General features: G+C 61.5%; 13 protein-coding genes. 5 read left to right on the top strand and 8 right to left on the bottom strand.

What is annotated here, in order from left to right; genetic code table 11:
• Positions 1-3: 3 nt before the first annotated feature.
• Entirely contained in the window at positions 4-1,224 is a 1,221-nt protein-coding gene (locus V1286_RS18390; RefSeq protein WP_334481506.1) for a vanadium-dependent haloperoxidase, read from the bottom strand.
• Between the two features lie 1,110 nt (positions 1,225-2,334).
• Entirely contained in the window at positions 2,335-3,645 is a 1,311-nt protein-coding gene (locus tag V1286_RS18385) for an adenylate/guanylate cyclase domain-containing protein (RefSeq protein ID WP_334481504.1), read from the bottom strand.
• Between the two features lie 422 nt (positions 3,646-4,067).
• Here V1286_RS18385 and V1286_RS18380 point away from each other — a divergent pair, with 422 nt between their 5' ends.
• Complete coding sequence (locus V1286_RS18380; protein WP_334481503.1) at positions 4,068-5,039, top strand: Bug family tripartite tricarboxylate transporter substrate binding protein; 972 nt, start codon at positions 4,068-4,070, stop codon at positions 5,037-5,039.
• 287 nt (positions 5,040-5,326) lie between these two features.
• On the opposite strand, the gene V1286_RS18375 is transcribed toward V1286_RS18380, so the two are convergent.
• Positions 5,327-6,973, bottom strand: coding sequence for a serine hydrolase domain-containing protein (locus tag V1286_RS18375; RefSeq protein WP_334481502.1), 1,647 nt, complete (start codon positions 6,971-6,973; stop codon positions 5,327-5,329).
• A gap of 366 nt (positions 6,974-7,339) precedes the next feature.
• Positions 7,340-10,000 (bottom strand): AMP-binding protein, encoded by a 2,661-nt coding sequence (locus V1286_RS18370; protein WP_334481500.1) that lies wholly within the window; start codon positions 9,998-10,000, stop codon positions 7,340-7,342.
• 499 nt (positions 10,001-10,499) lie between these two features.
• Here V1286_RS18370 and V1286_RS18365 point away from each other — a divergent pair, with 499 nt between their 5' ends.
• From V1286_RS18365 to V1286_RS18350, 4 genes are all read left to right on the top strand, one after another.
• Positions 10,500-10,949 carry a GNAT family N-acetyltransferase gene (locus V1286_RS18365; protein ID WP_334489721.1) on the top strand — a complete coding sequence of 150 codons (450 nt, stop codon included), beginning with the start codon at positions 10,500-10,502 and terminating at the stop codon, positions 10,947-10,949.
• A 214-nt stretch (positions 10,950-11,163) separates the two neighbouring features.
• Positions 11,164-11,442 carry a rhodanese-like domain-containing protein gene (locus V1286_RS18360; RefSeq protein WP_244608244.1) on the top strand — a complete coding sequence of 93 codons (279 nt, stop codon included), beginning with the start codon at positions 11,164-11,166 and terminating at the stop codon, positions 11,440-11,442.
• Between the two features lie 8 nt (positions 11,443-11,450).
• A complete protein-coding gene (locus V1286_RS18355; protein ID WP_334481499.1) occupies positions 11,451-12,623 on the top strand; it encodes an aminotransferase in 1,173 nt (390 codons plus the stop codon).
• 45 nt (positions 12,624-12,668) lie between these two features.
• Entirely contained in the window at positions 12,669-13,733 is a 1,065-nt protein-coding gene (locus V1286_RS18350; RefSeq protein WP_334489719.1) for a polyamine ABC transporter substrate-binding protein, read from the top strand.
• Between the two features lie 258 nt (positions 13,734-13,991).
• Here the strand turns inward: V1286_RS18350 and V1286_RS18345 are convergent, their stop codons facing one another.
• The 4 genes from V1286_RS18345 to V1286_RS18330 all read right to left on the bottom strand — a co-directional run bounded on the left by V1286_RS18345 (position 13,992) and on the right by V1286_RS18330 (position 17,987).
• Positions 13,992-14,927: a lipid A biosynthesis lauroyl acyltransferase gene (locus tag V1286_RS18345; protein ID WP_334481497.1), complete on the bottom strand. Its 936-nt coding sequence runs from the start codon at positions 14,925-14,927 to the stop codon at positions 13,992-13,994.
• 21 nt (positions 14,928-14,948) lie between these two features.
• Positions 14,949-16,226: a beta-ketoacyl-ACP synthase gene (locus V1286_RS18340; protein ID WP_108513698.1), complete on the bottom strand. Its 1,278-nt coding sequence runs from the start codon at positions 16,224-16,226 to the stop codon at positions 14,949-14,951.
• A gap of 92 nt (positions 16,227-16,318) precedes the next feature.
• A complete protein-coding gene (locus tag V1286_RS18335; protein ID WP_334481494.1) occupies positions 16,319-17,521 on the bottom strand; it encodes a beta-ketoacyl-ACP synthase in 1,203 nt (400 codons plus the stop codon).
• A complete protein-coding gene (locus V1286_RS18330; RefSeq protein WP_108513696.1) occupies positions 17,514-17,987 on the bottom strand; it encodes a 3-hydroxyacyl-ACP dehydratase FabZ family protein in 474 nt (157 codons plus the stop codon). The genes V1286_RS18335 and V1286_RS18330 overlap by 8 nt, the downstream gene beginning before the upstream one ends.
• Positions 17,988-18,043 lie beyond the last annotated feature (56 nt).

The following is an 18,043-nucleotide window of genomic DNA, read 5'->3' as shown; positions in this document are numbered from 1 at the left end:
GGCCTACGGCGCCGGCTTCATGTACTTTGCCACGAGATGGTCGGCGATCCTCCGCCCCATCGCGTCTCCGACCTCCAGCGAATTGCGGAAATGAATGCCGCCCCAGATGCGCACTTCTTCGTGCTCCTTGGCCATCTGCGCAAAGCTGGTGAACTGGCGTGAAAGCCGCGCGTCGGAAGTATCGGTCGCCGTGAAGTTTTCCGTCCCGTTGCCGAAAACAGCTTCAAGAACGCCTCGCGCCGCACCCGCGTTGATCCCCGCCTGCGACGGGTATTCCGGGTGCATCGGCGTGGTGTTCAGAGGCTGCCAGCCGGCGTCGCGTTCAGTCGCATCGTTGCCGTCCTGGTCGCCGTTGCGGATCGCGGTGATCGGCCGCCAAAAATTGTACTGGAACTTGGCGTCCCAATCGACGATGAAGCAATTGGCGAGAGCCATGGACATCAGTGCGAACACGCGCGCGCTGTCTGCGACAGGGAGGTTGTGACGCGCGGAAGCCTGCCTGGCGGCCTGGAACCATGCCGGCCCAAGGTTGGCCTGCGTCCAGAAGCGCACGGCGTCAGACTGCGCGTCGGTCCGCTTCGTGCTTTTCACGCCACCCATTTCCTTGGTTTCGTTGTAATCGCGCGCGTAAAGCGCACTGTTGAGGGCCGGGGGCGGAGCCGGGCGGAACTGACTGGCGCTGTCCAGACCCCACGGCTTGGCCGTCGCATATTGAGGGAAGAGCGGCGGCGTGGTCGGCACCCATACGCCGGGCGTGGTGAGCGGGCGGTATGTGTCGGGCATGTTTGTCGCATCGCTCTGCCGTTCCGTAAAAACGGCGTCCGCAACGCTTTTGCCTAAATCAATACCTGCAGCCCGTGCGGGGTTGTCCGGAATGGTTTTCATCGTCTCCGCGAAGGCTGCATCAATCCGCTCCTTCTGACCGGGATACTGGCGCATGAGAATTTCGCGGGCAGCCGCCGCTGCCGCGGCCTCGGCTGAGGCGTTTGGGTTAGCTGGAAGCTCCGGTATGTAACGTGAATATCGGTTCTGCACCGAATTGACCGCGTCGGACATGGACACGTTCACCAGAGCCATGCTGCGCGTCCACGGATTACCGGCGACGTTGACCGCCTTCATCACGTCCATGGCGGTGTTGTTCCAGTCGCCGATGACGTCCGCGCGAACCGGTGTATGGGCTGAAATCAGGGCCAGGCCGACGATTGCAACTTTCAGCACGTTCATCGTTGCCTCCTTCGAAAAGTTGGATTTTGCCAATGTGATGTGACTGACAATGTGGTGTGAATGTACCTCCGTAATTATCTTGTCGTGCGCGCAGCCGCACCCACGCCTAGCCCGCGAAAGCGTCGCCCAACGATCAAGGGTCCATTACAATTTTCGCCAGCTAACCGATTGCGGCGGAGCGAAGGTCGAGCCTATCGCTCAGGCGTGTCCGTTTTCGAATCTGACATCGCGGACCAGCGCTCGTCAAAACTCGCAGGCGGGAACTGGTTCGCGTCAACCGTAGTCGCGCCGGTAGAGACCACAATGCCGTCTGTCGAAGTCGAGTGCGACCTCATGTTGGCGGCGGTTGCGGCAACAGCGAGCAGAGCGACAGCCACGAACCCGGTAATCGTTCGATGCCTCGTCATGCGGACCTCCTACTCTGGTCCAAACGCCCCTTAGTGTTGGGTCACGGGAACTTCGCGAAGGTTCAACAGCAAAGCGAGAAGTATGGATTGCGCAAATCCACACACGGACAACGAAGCTGTCCCAAATTCTGAAACCCGCGCACGAGACCGAATTGGATCTGGAAGTGCAAATTACGGCAAGGGCATAAGTTCAGTTGGTAGCGGTCTCTTACCCTGGGGGCAGCCCCGTTCGGCCCTTGAGGACTGAATCGAAGCTGGAGACTCGTTGGACTGGTTCGGATCAGATGCCGATGCCTCGGTCGCGCTTATAAATTCGGTCACGGCAGCGTTCGATGACCATTCCACGTAACTAACAACGGCGAACAAGGTGAGAAGCCCGACCGCCACCGTGTTGCCCATTCCCTGCCAATGGATTTGGCTATTGAACAATGGCATCGCTCGTCTCCGGGGCTAGTGACGGCCTTAAATCAACTCGCGATATTCAAATGTGAACTGCCTCACGTCTCACGGTCACTTGATGTCGAGACGGAACGACAACGTCTTTCTGCTTCGGGCCGTCGCAAACTGAGCAATCATTTGGACGGACAAGCTTAATGACAATGCGGATCGCTTGTGCGCCAGCCGGCTGATCGGACAGAGCAGGTTGGAAGGCTTTTTCCAAAGCAGCTGATAAACTCGTTTGCAGAACATCCGCTTTGCGCCACTAACGTTCGGCCGCGAACAATCTGACGCTCTCTGTGAGGCCCTTCAGGGAATGACTACCTTCGTCATGAAACCTGATGTTTGATCCTGCGACAAGATCACGGACTGTATTCGACACCAGAACCTGCCCGGGCTTTGCCATCGTCGCGACACGTGATGCAATGTGGACGGCGATCCCGCTCAGATCATCATCGGCCATTTCGACCTCGCCGGTATGAAGGCCGGCCCTCACCTGCAGCCCAAGAGCTTCAACGCCTTCGTTGATCGCCAGAGCGCACCGGATTGACCGAGCCGGCCCGTCAAAGGTTGCCAAGAAGCCGTCTCCCATTGTCCTCACCTCATGCCCTCTATGTCGCGAAATCTCCCGCCGCACGAGCGCGTTGTGCCGATCAAGCACATCGTGCCATGCACGATCTCCGATCGTCTCGGCACGCTTAGTCGAGTTCACAATGTCAGTGAACAGAACGGTGGCGAGCACGCGGTCAGATTCGATTGCGGACCGCGAGCCTGTCAGGAACTCTTCAACCTCATCCAATATCCGTTCTGTTTCGCCAGTCCACAACATGTGATCACTGCCGGGCAGTTCGAGATATTTCGCGTTTGGGATTTGCCGGGCCATGAACCGGCCGGCTTCAACGTTGACGCGAACGTCCGCTTGTCGATGAATAATGAACGTCGGCACCCGTATCGACGGAAGGATTGGACGAACATCGATTTCGCTGTTCATTCGCATAAGCGCGACAACTGCAGAGGGACTTGCCCCGAGACGTTCAAAACGGGCCCATGATAGCTTGAATGTCTCATCTGATGCCACACTGGGGGCGAACAAACGGAGGCTCTCGCCGGTCCCCCAATTTTTTTCCATGCGATCCAGGGCGGCTTCGAGCCTGTCCGGGGGCACAACCCACGAGCTGAAGTGGCCATAGGTGCCGTACAGGACCAACGCTCGGGTACGCTCTGGGTAGGTGGCCGCGAACAAGACTGACATCGCGCCGCCTTCGGAGATGCCGAACAGGGCGGCCTGTTGCGAGCCCACGGCATCCATGACCGCGCGAACATCGTCCATGCGCTCTTCCAGGGTTGGCGCACCAACCGTTCTGTCGGAAAGCCCGGTGCCGCGCTTGTCGAACATGATCAGGCGGGCGAAGGCCGCCAAGCGGGTCCAAACCCGCGCACGATAGGGCTCCTCCCAAGCGACGTCGAGGTTCGAAATGAAACCAGGAACGAACACGAGGTCGAACGGCCCTTCGCCGACGACCTGATAGGCGATGCGAACATCACCGCTCTTTGCGTACTGGGTTTTCGGAACCATTGCACATCACTTCACGTAAAGTGGCGTGATCGGCTTCGTCGACTTCCCGGTGAGCAGGTTCGATCTGAATCTTATCAGTTTGCCGCGGTACGCGGAAGCCAAAAACCGCGTAGCCCAGCCTCGGCATGCGGTAATCGGCTCTTTCTCAACCAGCTATCACACAAGCCAAAGCAGCCGACTTTTGCAACAAAATCTGCCAGACTCGTGCGGTGCATGGCTCTTAATTCTTGCCTTCCGCCGGTCGTGCAACTGATGTAGCCTGATCATGAGCTGCCGAGCGGGACGTGCCGAAGTCCCTTTTATCTAGCCGCAGCGCTCGTGCCGTCGGCAGGCGTGCATCGAAATTAAACCGACGTCTGCGTGTGCGGCCTCCCGTGCGGCTCCGCAGGGACTCCGCATGCCAGCAGTTTGGGGAGGCCGCAATGAAACTTCCGCGCCGTCAATTCCTGCATCTGGCAGCGGCCGCTGCCACGCTTCCGGCATTATCCCAATTCGCCAGCGCGCAGAATTACCCGACCCGGCCGGTGCACTTGCTCGAAGGCTTTGGCGCCGGCGGTGCACCTGACATCGTCGCGCGATTGATCGGTCAATCGCTGTCGGAGCGACTTGGACAGTCATTTGTTATCGAGAATCGCAGCGGCGCTACCGGCAACATCGCCACTGAGGCAGTCGTGCGGGCATCCCCGGACGGCTACACGCTGCTGTTGGTTGCCACGCCAAATGCGATAAATGCGACCCTGCTCAAGCTCGACTTCGACTTCATCCGTGATATCGCGCCGATCGCAGGTATTGTTCGTGTACCCTTGGTCATGGAGGTACACCCATCGGTTCCCGCCAAGACAGTCGCGGAGTTCATCGCCTACGCGAAAGCCAATCCCGGCAAGGTCAATATGGCGTCAGCCGGGATCGGATCTACGACCCATTTGGCCGGCGAAATGTTCAAAACGATGGCCGGCGTCGATCTCTTTCACGTGCCTTACCGGGGCGCGCAGGTATTTCCTGCCCTTCTCACCGGCGAAGCGCATGTCTACTTTGGCCCGCTACTCTCATCGATCGAATATGTCAGGGCCGGCAGTTTCCGCGCCTTGGCGGTAACAACGATGGCGCGCTCGCCAATATTGGCGGACGTTCCGGCTCTGGGCGAAACACTGCCCGGTTACGAGGTAAGTGCATGGTTCGGCATCGGCGGTCCAAGGCGCACGCCGGAAGAAGTCATCGAAAAGCTGAACAAGGAAGTCAACGTCAGCATCGCCGATCCGAAACTCCAAGCGAAGCTTGCCAATCTGGGCGGCACGGCTCTTGGCGGGTCGCCCGCCGACTTCGCCAAACTGATCGCCGACGAGGTCAGGAAGTGGAGCAGGGTGATTTTGGCGGCCAATATGAAACGGGAATGAGCAGCAGGGGAGCTGCCGCACTGCGGGATTTCGGCCGGCCTATGTCCGTTCTAGTCCCTTGGAGGTTTGCGGACGCCGGTCCCCCGTGTTCGCCGCGCCACCATCATGGCGCCGACATCCGAAAACCTTCACAAGAGGCGAAACCCCTGTCCATCTTGTCGATGTCTCTTATTCCATCGAAAGCGGACTGGTCGGCATGTTTCATTTCTCTACAGGTGGACCGATAGCCTCGTTGGCACGATTCTTATTTTTACTTTCCTCGCTCGGCCCCGTTGTGCCCTCTGTTGTCAAATTCGCGGGGCCCGGGCTTTTTGTGCTTTTGGTACCGCCTCGATCAACAGCGCGAGCGCCTTGCTGAAGCCTGAAGCGGCGTAGGATTCGCCCCGATAGTGTCCGAGACGCACGACGACGAGATCGTGCGAGGGAATGATCAGCGTGGTCTGCCAGCCAGCGCCCGCCATGTAATAGGCATCGCGCGGGACTGGATATTGCCCGTCGCCGTTGAGCCAGAAAAAAGCTCCATAGATCGGCCGATTGTCCGCGGCCCAGGCGGGCGCAAGCGTGCTGACGAATGTGGTGTAGCCCTCCGGGAGAATTCGCTCACCGTTCCAAACGCCCCCCTGAAGAAAGAGATTGCCAAGCCGGGCCCAATCGCGCCCGGAGCCCACCTCATAACCTTGCCCAAGAAAATTTCCAAACGGATCGGTTTCTATCACCATGGTACGGATGCCGAGCTTGTCGAACAGCACCCGCTGAGGAAATGAGAGATATTCGTCGCCGCTTTTTTCGACACCGAGCCGGATCAGATAGTTGATCAGGACCGGATCGGTGTTGCGATAGCGTCCGATCGTGTTGGGAGGCCATTGCAATGGCCGTGTTGCCGCGTAGTGAAAGGAATCGATGCCGCCGGTATAAAGATAGACGTGATCCGGGTAAGGCCCCGTTGGGTCATAATCCGGGTCTTGGGGCGCCCTGATCCGAAGCCCGCTCGACATGTGAAGGAGATCCGCAATGCGTATTTTGGCGCGCGGGTCGCCGGGCGTTTGCCATTCAGGGATCGGTGCCGGCTGGTCCAGATCATAGACACCGGCTTTGACCAGAACGCCAAGGAGCGCTGCCGTAATGCTCTTGCCCATAGACCAGCTTTCGAGCGGCGTCTGCGCCGTAACACCTTCCGCGTAGCGCTCGGCGATGAGGCGGCCTTTCCACGTCACGACGAACGCCGCGGTCAATGCTTCGGCCGGCTGGAACGCGGCGTTCACGGCAGCTCTGAGTTTCCCGGTGTCGATCTCTGCCGGCAACGGATCCTGCGGCAGCATGTCGCCCATGGGCCACAATTGGGTTGCGGGATCGGGCAATCGGCTCTTGACGGCGACCGGCTTGAAATTCATGGCGCTCTCGCCGATCGGGAACGTGACGCAACCCTGGCTCCCGAGTTGTTTGGCGGTCCGTGTCACGCCGTTAGGGAGCGTGACGTGGACTTCCTTGTTGGCGCGATCGATGACCGGCTTGCCGAGCTTCTCGCGCTGTCGGTAGGGCGCCGTGAAAAACCCGACATTTTCGGCCGCGAAATCGGGCGCAAGGCCGGTCATGAATACAGCTGAGCACATGACCTTCGCAAATCCGGCGGCATGATGCGTCAAGGGGTCGCCTGGCGGCGGCACATAGGGCGTATCGAGTTCGAATGATTTCGCGCGGGCGATGAGCGCGTCTGGAGCCTGCGCAGTCGCCGCCGTATCGGTGAGAACCACAAGAATCGTCGCCAGAAGACGCTTATTCATGATCGCTCCCGCGAAACGAACAGTAATCGTTTGGTTCAGTTGCTGCGCGTGCAACACATCAATATACCCTGACGCGTATCTGAGTATGGACCGGCCCTCGCGGCGCAGGATATCAGATCGGCGGCACAATCGCTCCCGAAGCGATCCGCCCATATTTCGGCAGTGTCCCGCACAGCGGGTCCAGCGTCACCTTGCCGGATTTTCCCTGGCCACCGCCGGCCTGGAATTGCCTCATCTGTGGTGCGAGACATCCGAGCGGGGCCTATCGACTTTGCCGCACGTTTGTTGCCAGAGGTGCCAATGGGCACATGGCACGGCTTAGTCTGATATGAAAGAGGCCGCCAACGGAGGTACTCCAAACTAGTTCGGAACGATCAACCGGGTTGCGATAATTTAACTGACCGTTGGCCGCTTGTTTCCGCGTTGCTAGCGGTTGGAATGGCGGCCTCAGCTCAGCCCCTAGCCCCCCGCTGGGGCCGCTTCTCTCCGGCCCCGCGAAATGAAAAAGGCCATCAACTGTCATCTCGCGGATTGAGTGTATCGACCCCGCGAGGCACGAGCGCCCTGATTATCGTCACACGCCAATCCAGCCGGGCGTTCGCGACGTGTGCGGCTCAAGGGCGGAGGCGCGCGATCGGCCAGAGCATCAATTCTTTGCCGCAGATGATCAACCAGGAGTTCGGCGCCGATAGTCAGGCAGCCACGATGTCCCCAAGGCACCTGGATCACTTCGAGTTGAGAGCTGAGATGCCGCCACGCGCGGCCGTCGTGTTCGGCCGCGTAAAATGTCACAGGGACCTCGAGTGGTGCCGGAAGATATTGCGCCATAGCGATTGAGTAAGCGTCCCACAACGGTCGCGGAATCTCGCTCTCGGCGATCGCAATCGGCCCGCTCGTCGACGCCTTGGAGTATCGCTCCAGCTGCGCCATTTGTTCATACGTCCAGCGCAGAAGGTAAGGCGAAACTATTGGCTTCATCAGCCCAATGATCGCCCGGTGCGCCGGACGGGCCGTGACGGTCGGCGGGTCTACCATCGCGACCATATCAACCTCGTGACCGGCTGCCATCAGCAGGCGGGCTGCTTCGAACGCCACCATGGCGCCGTTGCATTTGCCGCCCAAGAGGAAAGGCCCGCTGGTCTGCCTCTCCAAAATAAGCGGCAGGCGGTCAGCGGCCATCTGCTCGATCGACGGCGGAATCGGCTCCCCGTGCAGACCATGGGGATCGATGGAGACGATCGGGTAATCGGGCCCGAAAAGCTCTACCACCCGCCGCATACCGGTGTGGCCGCTGACGAGGTCTCCATTGAAGAAATACAGGGGAGGTCGATCGCCATTGGCACTGAACTGGAAGAACGGCGTCGCTGGCGTGCCCGTCTGCATGGCGATTTTTGGAGCAAGTTGCCGGATTGTTTCTGCCCCGAACAGGATCGTTTCCGGTACGGGATGGCCGATGAGCCGCTCGATCTCGATGAGCATTTCCATCGCTAGAAGGGAATCACCACCGCGGGCAAAAAAATCATCGTCGATCGTCACAGCCTCGGACTTGAGCAGCCTACGCCATAGGGTCAGCAATTCAGCTTTCAGATCCAATGGCCCTTTGTTCACAGCAGGCAGCGGCATCGCCCCCTGATGACCCAACAGCCCGTCGAGCTCCTCGCGCAGCCGTCGCCGTTGCACCTTTCCCGTTGCCCCCTTTGGCAGCTGGTCGAGGAACAGAATGTGCCGCGGAATCTTGAAGGAGGCCAACTCGCGTTGCAGGAACTGGCGAAGCTCCGCGGGTGTCGTCTGCGCGCCAGGATGGCGAATGATGGCGGCTGCGACGTCCTCGCCAAGGCGTGGATGTGCGATAGCGAAAGCAGCGGCTTCGGCTATGGCTGGATGGCGTAGTAGCGCGGATTCGATCTCAGCAGGCGCGATCTTCTCACCGCCGCGGTTGATCAGTTCACTCAGGCGGCCGTGCACGGACAGGAAGCCGTCTCCGTCGAGGCTGCCGATATCGCCCGTGCGAAACCAACCCTCTTTGAAAGCAGCTTGATTGAGTTCCGGCGCATCGAGATAGCCAGACGTCACGGTGGGACCACGAACCCAGATCTCACCCCGCTCGCTGGCTTGCAAGGGATGTCCATCCTCACCAACAATGGCCACGGTATCAGGCCAAGGTTGCCCGCAAGTCCCTGGCCTGTTCGGCCCGGGCGGCGGCAGGTTGGTGGCGATCTGCGCGGCTTCGCTGGAGCCGTAATGCTCCAGCACCGGCACACCCAAAATGCGCTGCAGGTCGTCCTGCACCTCTTTCAGCAGCGGCGCGCCACCCGATACAACGAACCGCAGAGTGTGCGCCGCTGGCGCATCCTCAAGGCTTTCTGCCTTGTCCAGCACTGCAGCGTGGAGCGTGGGACCTGCCGAGTACCAAGTCGGCCGCAGGACATCGAGCCACTCGTCCAGCGCCACGACGGCACAGTTCGCCGGGACGGCAATGCTGCCGCCCGTCAGCAGCGGTGTGAAGACCGTTACTTTGAGCCCATGGGAATAGTAAGGGGACGAAACGCTCAGGCAACGGTCCCAGTGTGTGAGGCCGAACCAGGCCTGAAGCCGTGCGGCCGCCGCCAGCATATTGCTATGACTGAACGGGATGAGCTTCGGCTGCGCGGTCGTGCCCGACGTCTGCAGGATGAAAGCGGGCGAGCCCGGATCAGGCTCAGCGTCGATGGCAGGGACGTTGGAGACCTGCACTGCGATATTGAGTCCAAGCTGACCGTGTCCGACCGGAGCGGCTTCGATGATGGCGAGCCTTCTCCGCTCGGCGGCCTGGCGAGCTTCAGAGGCACTGCCTTGCGGCACGAGAAGAGCGTTCAGGCGCAGCATGTCGAGACGCTGATCGATCTCCGCCTGGGACAGCCGCGGATCAAGAGGAACTGCGATGCTACAGCAGGCTACCGCAACGATGGTGAGAACCGCGTCCGCGCCGTTCGGCATGAGTATCCCGATCCGGGCGTTGCAATCGAACCCAGCCAAACGCAACTGTCGGCGGATGCCGTCCAACTGCCGCTGAAGACCGCGGTACGTCAGAGGCGCAAACGTGGCGGAGACGATCGCAGGCTGGTGTGGGAACGAACTTGCAGTCTGACCGATGACTTGGCCCAGTGTTAGTTTGGCTTCAGCCTCTGTGCCATCGCGCATTAGAATGTCCCCCTTTGACTGCTCCATCGGCGCGCAATCAATCTAGCGGGAAAGAGCGGCAAGTGGCGGGGGCAGGACGCCACTAATCCTTAATTTCCATGTCCATAACTGTTTGGCGAAGGCCAAGGAACAATCGGCATGGCTGAGGGTTGCTTCCAGTGCTTCCAGCCGAAAGGCGCCCCCCCGACTGCTGGAAGAAAACCCGTATCGTTCGGGTTGGCGGCCCCCGGTTTGGGGCCGTTTAAACGAATGGCTAGGGTTCCCGTACATCGAACGAACCGGCCTCTGCGTTGGGCCCAATGGTGACAGCCGCCGGGGCCGCCGTCACTGATAAGCCGCAGCAAAGATTACACCCGCTTTCCCATTGACCGGGCAATTTCCTCTTCGCTGGAAGGTCGCATCTGGATCATCTTCAGACATTGGCCTAGGCCGTTATAGTGCGCATCTCTCAATGGCGGACATTGGCTCGGCAGGTCCGTTTGAGGTGAGGCAGGTGACGATGGATGCCATTTACCGTCGCGCGATGCGCAAGGACGTGAGCCGTCTGCACGACGTGCGGCGGCGATCTATCCTTGAACTCGCGCTTCCAACGATGCCGGTCGCCGAAGCGCAGGCGTGGGCGGCGCAGCTCACGCTGTCCGGCATGGAGCGAAAGCTGCGGGAGCTGGAAGTGTGGGTTGCCGAGCTGGACGGCGTCGTCATCGGATGGGGAGCCATTCGCGGCGACATGCTGGAGGGCTTGTATGCGGCACCTGAATTTGCCGGGAAGGGCGTGGGCGCAGGATTGCTCGCCATGCTCGAGGGGCTGATGCGCGAGCGCCAGTTCCCTTCGGTGCGCCTGGAGGCAAGCTCAAACGCCCGCGGCTTCTACCTTCGTCGCGGCTACCGGGCGACCGGTCCTCAAACGGCGAAAGGCGCCTGGCCCATGGTGAAAGAACATCTCGCCTGAAAACGGCGGCGGGAGCAGAATAACTGCGTTGGCGGCGGCCTGGTTTTTGGCGGTCGTTTAAACCGTTCGCGGCGCTTGATTTTCGCCCCGCGAGGGGCGACTTTGGCGCCCGCTTGGCCGGGCTGATCGGAGCCCTCGCGGCGGGTTGTCAGGAGGATATTGCGTGGCGGACCATCAGGTGCACGATTTGACCGCGGAAGAGGTTTCCGAGGGGATGGCGGAAGGGCGCTATCTTCTGGTCGACGTCCGCGAACCCAACGAGGTCGCGGTGGAAGCCTATCCGGACGGTGTGGTCGTTCCTCTCCAGACCTTCGATCCGGCGGCCATTCCGGACCCGCAGGGAAAGCAGGTGGTTTTCGCCTGCCGTTCGGGCAAGCGCTCGGTGACGGCCTCGCTGGCGGCCCAGGCGGCGGGCCTTCCCTATGACAAGCATCTGGCCGGTGGCATCATCGGCTGGAAGGCCGCAGGCTTGCCGACCAGAACCGGCGGCTGATCTCCACCATGACATCCATGAACAAGGTCTTTGCCGACCTTCCGGTCACCGTGTTCGAGGCGATGTCGCAGGCCGCCCGCGACAACAACGCCATCAATCTCGGCCAGGGCTTTCCCGACGATCCCGGGCCGGAGGACATCCGCCGTGCCGCGGCCGACGCGACGGTGAACGGCTACAACCAATACCCGTCGATGATGGGCATTCCCGAACTGCGGCAGGCGATCGCGGCCCATTATGGACGCTGGCACAAGCTCTCACTCGATCCCATGACCGAGGTGATGGTGACCTCCGGCGGCACCGAGGCGCTGACGGCGTCCATCCTCGCCGTCGTCGAACCCGGCGACGAGGTCGTGGTGTTCCAGCCGGTCTATGACAGCTATTTGCCGATCATCCGCCAGGCCGGCGGTATTCCGCGCCTGTTGCGGCTCGAACCGCCGGGCTGGCGGCTGACGGAAGAGATGCTGGCCAGCGTCTTCAATTCCAAGACCAAGGCGGTGCTGTTCAACAACCCGCTCAACCCGGCTGCGGTGGTCTATCCCCGCGAAGACCTCGAATTGCTGGCGCGGTACTGCCAGCAGTTCGACACCATCGCGATCTGTGACGAGGTCTGGGAACACGTCGTCTTCGACGGCCGCGAGCATATCCCGCTGATCACGATCCCGGGCATGCGCGACCGCACCATCAAGGTCGGCAGCGCCGGCAAGATTTTTTCGCTGACGGGATGGAAGGTTGGCTTCGTCTGCGCCGCGCCGCCGCTGCTGCGCGTGGCTGCAAAAGTGCACCAGTTTCTGACCTTCACCACTGCGCCGAACCTGCAGGCCGCGGTCGCCTACGGCCTCGGCAAGCCAGATGAATATTTTTACGACATGCGCAAGGAGCTGGCGCGGAGCAGGGACCGCTTGACGAAGGGACTGGAGAGCATCGGCTTTCCCGTGCTGAAATCGCAGGGCACGTATTTTCTCACCGTCGACCTGTCGCCGCTCGGGCTCAACGAAACCGACGTCGAGTTCTGCAAGCGTATCGTGAGCGATTATAAAGTCGCCGCGATTCCGGTGTCGGCGTTCTACGAGCAGGACGCGGTGACCTCGGTGGTGCGGTTCTGTTTTTCCAAGAAAGACGAAACGCTGGATACCGCGCTGGAGCGCCTGTCGGATGCGGTGCGCGGCCGTCGCAAGAGGTAGCAGATGCGCGACCTTCTCCGAAGTTTGCTTCGCCTGATCGGCGTGATGACAGTCGCGCTGTCGCTCTCGCCCACCTGGGCGCAGGAGCGCACGGTCAACTTCTACAACTGGTCGAACTATATGGCCCCGGGGGTGCTGGAGGACTTTACCAAGGAGACCGGCATCAAGGTGGTCTACGACACGTTCGACGCCAACGAGACGCTGGAGACGCGGCTCCTGGCAGGGAAGTCGGGCTACGACGTCGTGGTTCCCACCGGCTATTTCCTGCAGCGCCAGATCACGGCAAAGGTTTTTCTCAAGCTCGACAAGTCCAGGCTGCCGAACCTCGCCAACGCCTGGCCTGTTGTGACCGGCCAGCTCGCGACCTACGATCCCGGCAACAATTACGCCGCCAACTACATGTGGGGCACCACGGGCATCGGCTACAACGTCAAGACGATGCAGAAAATCCTCGGGCCGGACGCCAGGATCGATAGCTGGGACATTGTCTTCAAGCCGGAGAACCTCGCCAAGTTCAAAGACTGCGGCATCCACATGCTGGATTCCGCTGACGACATTCTGCCCGCGGCGCTCGGCTATCTCGGGATCGACCCGAACTCGACCAGGCAGGCCGATCTGGAGAAGGCCGCCGAGCTCGTCAGCAAGATCCGGCCTAACGTGCGCAAGTTTCATTCCTCGGAATATCTGGGCGCGCTGGCATCAGGCGAAATCTGCTTCGTGGTGGGGTGGTCCGGCGACATCATGCAGGCGCGCAGCCGCGCGGCGGAAGCCAAGAACGGCATCGAGATCGGCTACACGATTCCAAAAGAGGGCGCGCAGATGTTCTTCGACAATCTCGCGATCCCGGCGGATGCGAAGAACGTCGCGGAGGCCTACGAGCTGATCAACTATCTCTACCGTCCGGACGTCGCGGCGAAGAATTCGGACTTTTTGTCGTATGCCAACGGCAATCTGGCGAGCCAGAAGCTGGTCGATCCAAAGATCCTCAACGACAAAAATATCTATCCGGACGAGGCGACGCAGAAAAAGCTGTTCGTCATCCAGGCCCGCGACCCCGCCACCCAGCGCGTGATCAACCGGCTGTGGACGAGGGTGAAGACGGGGAGGTGATGGGTCTACCGTCATTCCCGGTCTGGTGCTTACGCACCATCCCGGAATGACAGTGTTGATGCTTTTAGTATGTAGCCTTGCCGAAACCCGACGCAGAACCTATAGCTCCCTCCGGGAGCATCACATGACCAACATCCTCACGTTCTTTTCAACGCGCACGCTGCTGCAGATTATCTTTGTCCTGGCATCGACGGTCGCGATGAAGGCATGGAGCCTCGGCCTGCTGTTCGGCGGATAGGCGAGCTACAAAGAGAGCCGCTACCGCCACCTTCTGTGCAGCCAGAGCCACTGGTCCGGATATTCCCGCACCCAGCCTTCGATCACTGACGTCACCGCCTGCATCGTGCCCTGGATGTCGATCTGGCCCGAGGCGTCGCGCACCGGCTTGACCTCTTCGGACAGTTCGGCGCGGAAGCGGTGGTTGGGCAGGCGGATGATGCGCACGCCGTGCACGGGGCAATCGACCTGCCGCAACAGCCGCGCCAGTGTCGGGTTGGCCTTGGTCTTGCGGCCGAAGAACGTCACCTCGACGCCATTGCCCATGTATTGATCGACCAGCATCGCAACGTGCTGGCCTCGCTGCAGGGCCTCGGCGAGCTTGAGCGGCGCCTCGCGGCCGGCCGGCACCAGCGTGCCCATCTTGACGGCGCGGATCCGTTCGATGGCGCGGTCGGCGGACTCGATGTTGGGGCGGCGGAACAGGATCGCGCAGTCCAGCCCATGCGCGACCGCGCCGAGCGCCGGGATCTCCCAATTGCCGAGATGGCTCGCGAAGATGATCGCCGGCTTGCCGTCGTCGCGCAGGTGGTCGAAAATCTGCTTGGTCCGCGCGCCGAACTCGACGCGGCTCGGCTTGTCCGGATGCTCGACGTCGTAGTCCCAGATGTGATCGAGATGGGCGAACTCGGCGCCGATGCGGCCCAGATTGTCCCACACGCCGGCCAGAATGGTTTCGATCTCTTCGGGCGATTTCTCAGGGAAGGCGGCGTTAAGATTCTCACGCCCAATGCGGTCCTCACGCAGCCGTCGTCCGATGAAGCGGGTGGCGCGGCCGAAGAAATTCGCGGTCTTGTCCGGATCGAAAAAGCGCGTGGTGCGCAGCAGCACGATCGTCAGCGCGCCGACGGCTAATTCCGCCACAGGCTTTACGGCGTCGCGCAGGCGCGCCTTGGTGCGTAGGAACAGGCGGTTCATGTTTGCGAGGCAGCTAGCCTACTAGACCGGTTCGCGGGTCAGGATCAGCGAGGCGTTTTGCCCGCCGAAACCGAACGAGTTCGACATCACGGCGGTGACCTTGGCGTCGCGCGCGGTATTGCCGACCACATCGAACAGGATCGCCGGATCCGGAATCTCGTAATTGATGGTCGGCGGAATCCGCTGGTGCTCCAGCGTGAGCAGCGAGAACACCGCCTCGACTGCGCCGGCCGCCGAAATCGTATGCCCGACCATCGACTTGTTCGACGACACCGGGATCTTCGGCAGATGCTCGCCGAACACGACCGCGGTCGTGTTGTATTCCATCTTGTCGTTTTCCGGCGTCGCGGTGCCGTGCGCGTTGATGTGGTCGATCTGCTCCGGTTCGAGACCGGCATCCGCCAGCGTCTTGCGCATGCAGCCGATGATCGGCTTGCCGTCCGGGCTGGAGCGGGTGCGGTGGAACGAGTCGGTCAGCTCGCCGCAGCCGGCCACCACGCCGAGAATCTTCGCGCCGCGGGCGATAGCGGACTCGTAGCTTTCCAGCACCATCGCGCCGGCGCCTTCCGCCATGACAAAACCGTCGCGGTTCTTCGAGAACGGCTTTGAGGCGGCCTGCGGCGGATTGTTCTGCGTCGATAGCGCCGACAGCAGCGAGAACCGCACCATCGCTTCCGGGTTGACCGAGCCGTCGGTCGCCACGCACAGCGCCGCGTCAGCGTCGCCGCGGCGGATCGCCTCGACGCCGAGCTGGATTGCGGTCGCGCCGGAGGCGCAGGCCGTCGACAGCGAGATCGGCGAGCCCTTGGTGCCGAACGCTTCGGCCAGATGGCTCGCCACCGAGCCGAACATGAAACGGTGATGGTAGGCTGTGAACCGGCCGCCGCCGCTGAGGCGCAGCATGTCGTCATAGCCGAATTCGGTCTTGCCGATCGCGCGTCCGAGTTCGAGCCGCTGCGGCCATTCGACCTCGACCGGCGCTACCGCGAGAAACAGCGGTCCGGGAAAATCGGCCTTGGCGCCGATCGCGGCCTGTTCGAGCGCTTCCTCGGTGGCCATTTCGGCCAGCCGCTCGGTCAATCCCGTCGAGGTGACGGGATCGACGGTGACGAAATCGACCGTGCCCGCCATGGTCGATTTCAACCCGTCGATCGGGAACCGCGTCACGGTGCGGATGCCGGATTCGCCCGCGGTTAGCTTGCGCCAATTGTCCGTCTTGCCGGCGCCGAGCGACGTCACCACACCCATGCCGGTGACGACGACGATCGGCCTGCCGAATTTATCTGATGGTGCTGACATGGTTCCCCCGATGTTGCGCCGTAACTGAAAGCGCTCTCGCGCTAGTTTCTGCTCTCGGCTGTGCTCCCGCCGAAAGCGTTCCCGATCGCGCTCTACTTGACGGCCTCGACCAGGGCCATGCCTTCGCCCTGCCAGTGACCGGCCCCCACCACCACAATCTGGTCCGGGGCATCAGCCTTTTCAACCTCAAGCCCGGTCGGATCGTGAGGCGGAAACAGCGCGCCGCGGGAGAGCGAAAGCGCGGCGAGCGCCAGGCCCAGCGGAAACTGGGTCTCCAGCGTGTGGCCGAACATCGTTCCGGTGGCGCGCACCGCGAATCCCGGATGCTGGCGCAGAAACGCCTTTTCTTCCGAGGTCACCGGCTCGGCGCCAGTCGCGCCAGTGATCAGATTTCCGCTGTCGCCGGCGATGCCGAGCTTCGGCCACAGCGCTTCCAGCGATTTGGTCACCGCGCCGGGCTGCTTGCGCTGCGCGAGGTCGGCGACCACCTTGGTCAGTTTTGCATAGGGCTTGGCGCCGCGCGCTTCGGCGTGCTCGCGGGATTCCAGCACCAGGAAACAGCCGGCGGAACCGAGCGCAAAACCGCTTCCGCCTTCGCGCTGCCAGACGGGGGCGTACTTCTCTTTCAGATTGAAGTCGCCGAATTCATAGAGGACCAGCAGATCGGACCGCTCGCCGTTATGCGCGGCGCCGACCAGGGCAATCTCGCTCTGTCCGGATTCGATGCGGGCAAGCGCGATCCGCGCCGCGTCGATGGAGGCGGCTTCCTCGCCCATGAAGGTGCGCGACGTTCCGCACACGCCGTGCACGATGGCGATGTTGCCGGCGAGCAGGTTGGAGAGCTGGGCGAGAAACAGTGTCGGCCGCAAATCGTTCATCAGCCGTTCGTTGAGAAAGCCGGGGCTGGAATTGCCCTTGGCGTCGGCGGTCATGATCGCGAGGTCGACCGCAAGGTCGCGCTCGCCGCCGCCGGCGGCGACGATCATGTCCGTCCGCCCCAGGATTTCCTTGTCGCCTTTGATGCCGGCCGAATCCAGCGCCAGCCCTGCGGCATAGGTGCCGATGCGCTGCCACGCTTCCATCTGGCGCTGATCGCCCTTTTTCGGGATCTGGGCGTCAAACGTCACCGGCGCCAGCGGATGCACGATGTAGGGCGCAAACCGCTTGTCGTCGACGTTGATCTTCCTGGCGTTCAGCGCATCCCAATGCGCGTCCAGTCCCTCGCCGAGCGAGGAGACGATGCCGATGCCGGTGATCCAGACTTCCTTGGCGCCTGCGGATTTTGGTTCAGTCATGCGTTATCGCCTGCAGTGGGAAGCCGATCTCGTTGGCCTTTGCGTCCATGTGCACGCGCAGGGCCGGGTCGGGGAAGGGGGTAAGACCGAAGGTTAGTTCAGCGCTGCACTTGAGTTCTTTGCCGACGCGTCCCTTGACTTTCGTGACGGCGAAACCGGAACCTTCGTGCTCGAGCTTCGCCTCGATCGTCAGCAACTGACCGGGACTGACGAAACCCCGCATCTTGGCTTCCTTCACGATGGCCAGGAACGGCATGCGCTCGAACTTCAGGACGCCGAGTATCAGCCAGCCGGAGCTCTGCGCCATCGCTTCGGTCAGCAGCACGCCGGGCATGATCGGGAAACCCGGAAAATGCCCTTCGAAGATGGTGTGAACAGCCGGAACCTGGGCCTCGACCGTGATTTTCTTCTCGTCGAGATTGAGGTCGACGATGCGGTCGATGAGCTGAAAGTAATCAAGGTTCATGGCGGGCGACTAAAGCGTTTTCCAGCGAAGTGGAAGGCCGGTTCGCGTCAAGAAAA

This window comes from Bradyrhizobium algeriense (genome assembly GCF_036924595.1).
GTDB lineage: Bacteria > Pseudomonadota > Alphaproteobacteria > Rhizobiales > Xanthobacteraceae > Bradyrhizobium > Bradyrhizobium algeriense.
Note: the sequence above shows the minus strand (reverse complement) of the source record. Positions and strands in the feature narration are given on the sequence as shown.

Bases quoted from the DNA above. Each gene is read 5' to 3' on its own strand.
- V1286_RS18335 (WP_334481494.1), bottom strand. From the start codon at position 17,521: ATGACTGAACCAAAATCCGCAGGCGCCAAGGAAGTCTGGATCACCGGC.
- V1286_RS18345 (WP_334481497.1), bottom strand. From the start codon at position 14,927: ATGAACCGCCTGTTCCTACGCACCAAGGCGCGCCTGCGCGACGCCGTA.
- V1286_RS18330 (WP_108513696.1), bottom strand. From the start codon at position 17,987: ATGAACCTTGATTACTTTCAGCTCATCGACCGCATCGTCGACCTCAAT.
- V1286_RS18380 (WP_334481503.1), top strand. From the start codon at position 4,068: ATGAAACTTCCGCGCCGTCAATTCCTGCATCTGGCAGCGGCCGCTGCC.
- V1286_RS18390 (WP_334481506.1), bottom strand. From the start codon at position 1,224: ATGAACGTGCTGAAAGTTGCAATCGTCGGCCTGGCCCTGATTTCAGCC.
- V1286_RS18385 (WP_334481504.1), bottom strand. From the start codon at position 3,645: ATGGTTCCGAAAACCCAGTACGCAAAGAGCGGTGATGTTCGCATCGCC.
- V1286_RS18355 (WP_334481499.1), top strand. From the start codon at position 11,451: ATGACATCCATGAACAAGGTCTTTGCCGACCTTCCGGTCACCGTGTTC.
- V1286_RS18370 (WP_334481500.1), bottom strand. From the start codon at position 10,000: ATGCGCGATGGCACAGAGGCTGAAGCCAAACTAACACTGGGCCAAGTC.
- V1286_RS18375 (WP_334481502.1), bottom strand. From the start codon at position 6,973: ATGGGCGGATCGCTTCGGGAGCGATTGTGCCGCCGATCTGATATCCTG.
- V1286_RS18350 (WP_334489719.1), top strand. From the start codon at position 12,669: ATGACAGTCGCGCTGTCGCTCTCGCCCACCTGGGCGCAGGAGCGCACG.
- V1286_RS18360 (WP_244608244.1), top strand. From the start codon at position 11,164: ATGGCGGAAGGGCGCTATCTTCTGGTCGACGTCCGCGAACCCAACGAG.
- V1286_RS18340 (WP_108513698.1), bottom strand. From the start codon at position 16,226: ATGTCAGCACCATCAGATAAATTCGGCAGGCCGATCGTCGTCGTCACC.
- V1286_RS18365 (WP_334489721.1), top strand. From the start codon at position 10,500: ATGGATGCCATTTACCGTCGCGCGATGCGCAAGGACGTGAGCCGTCTG.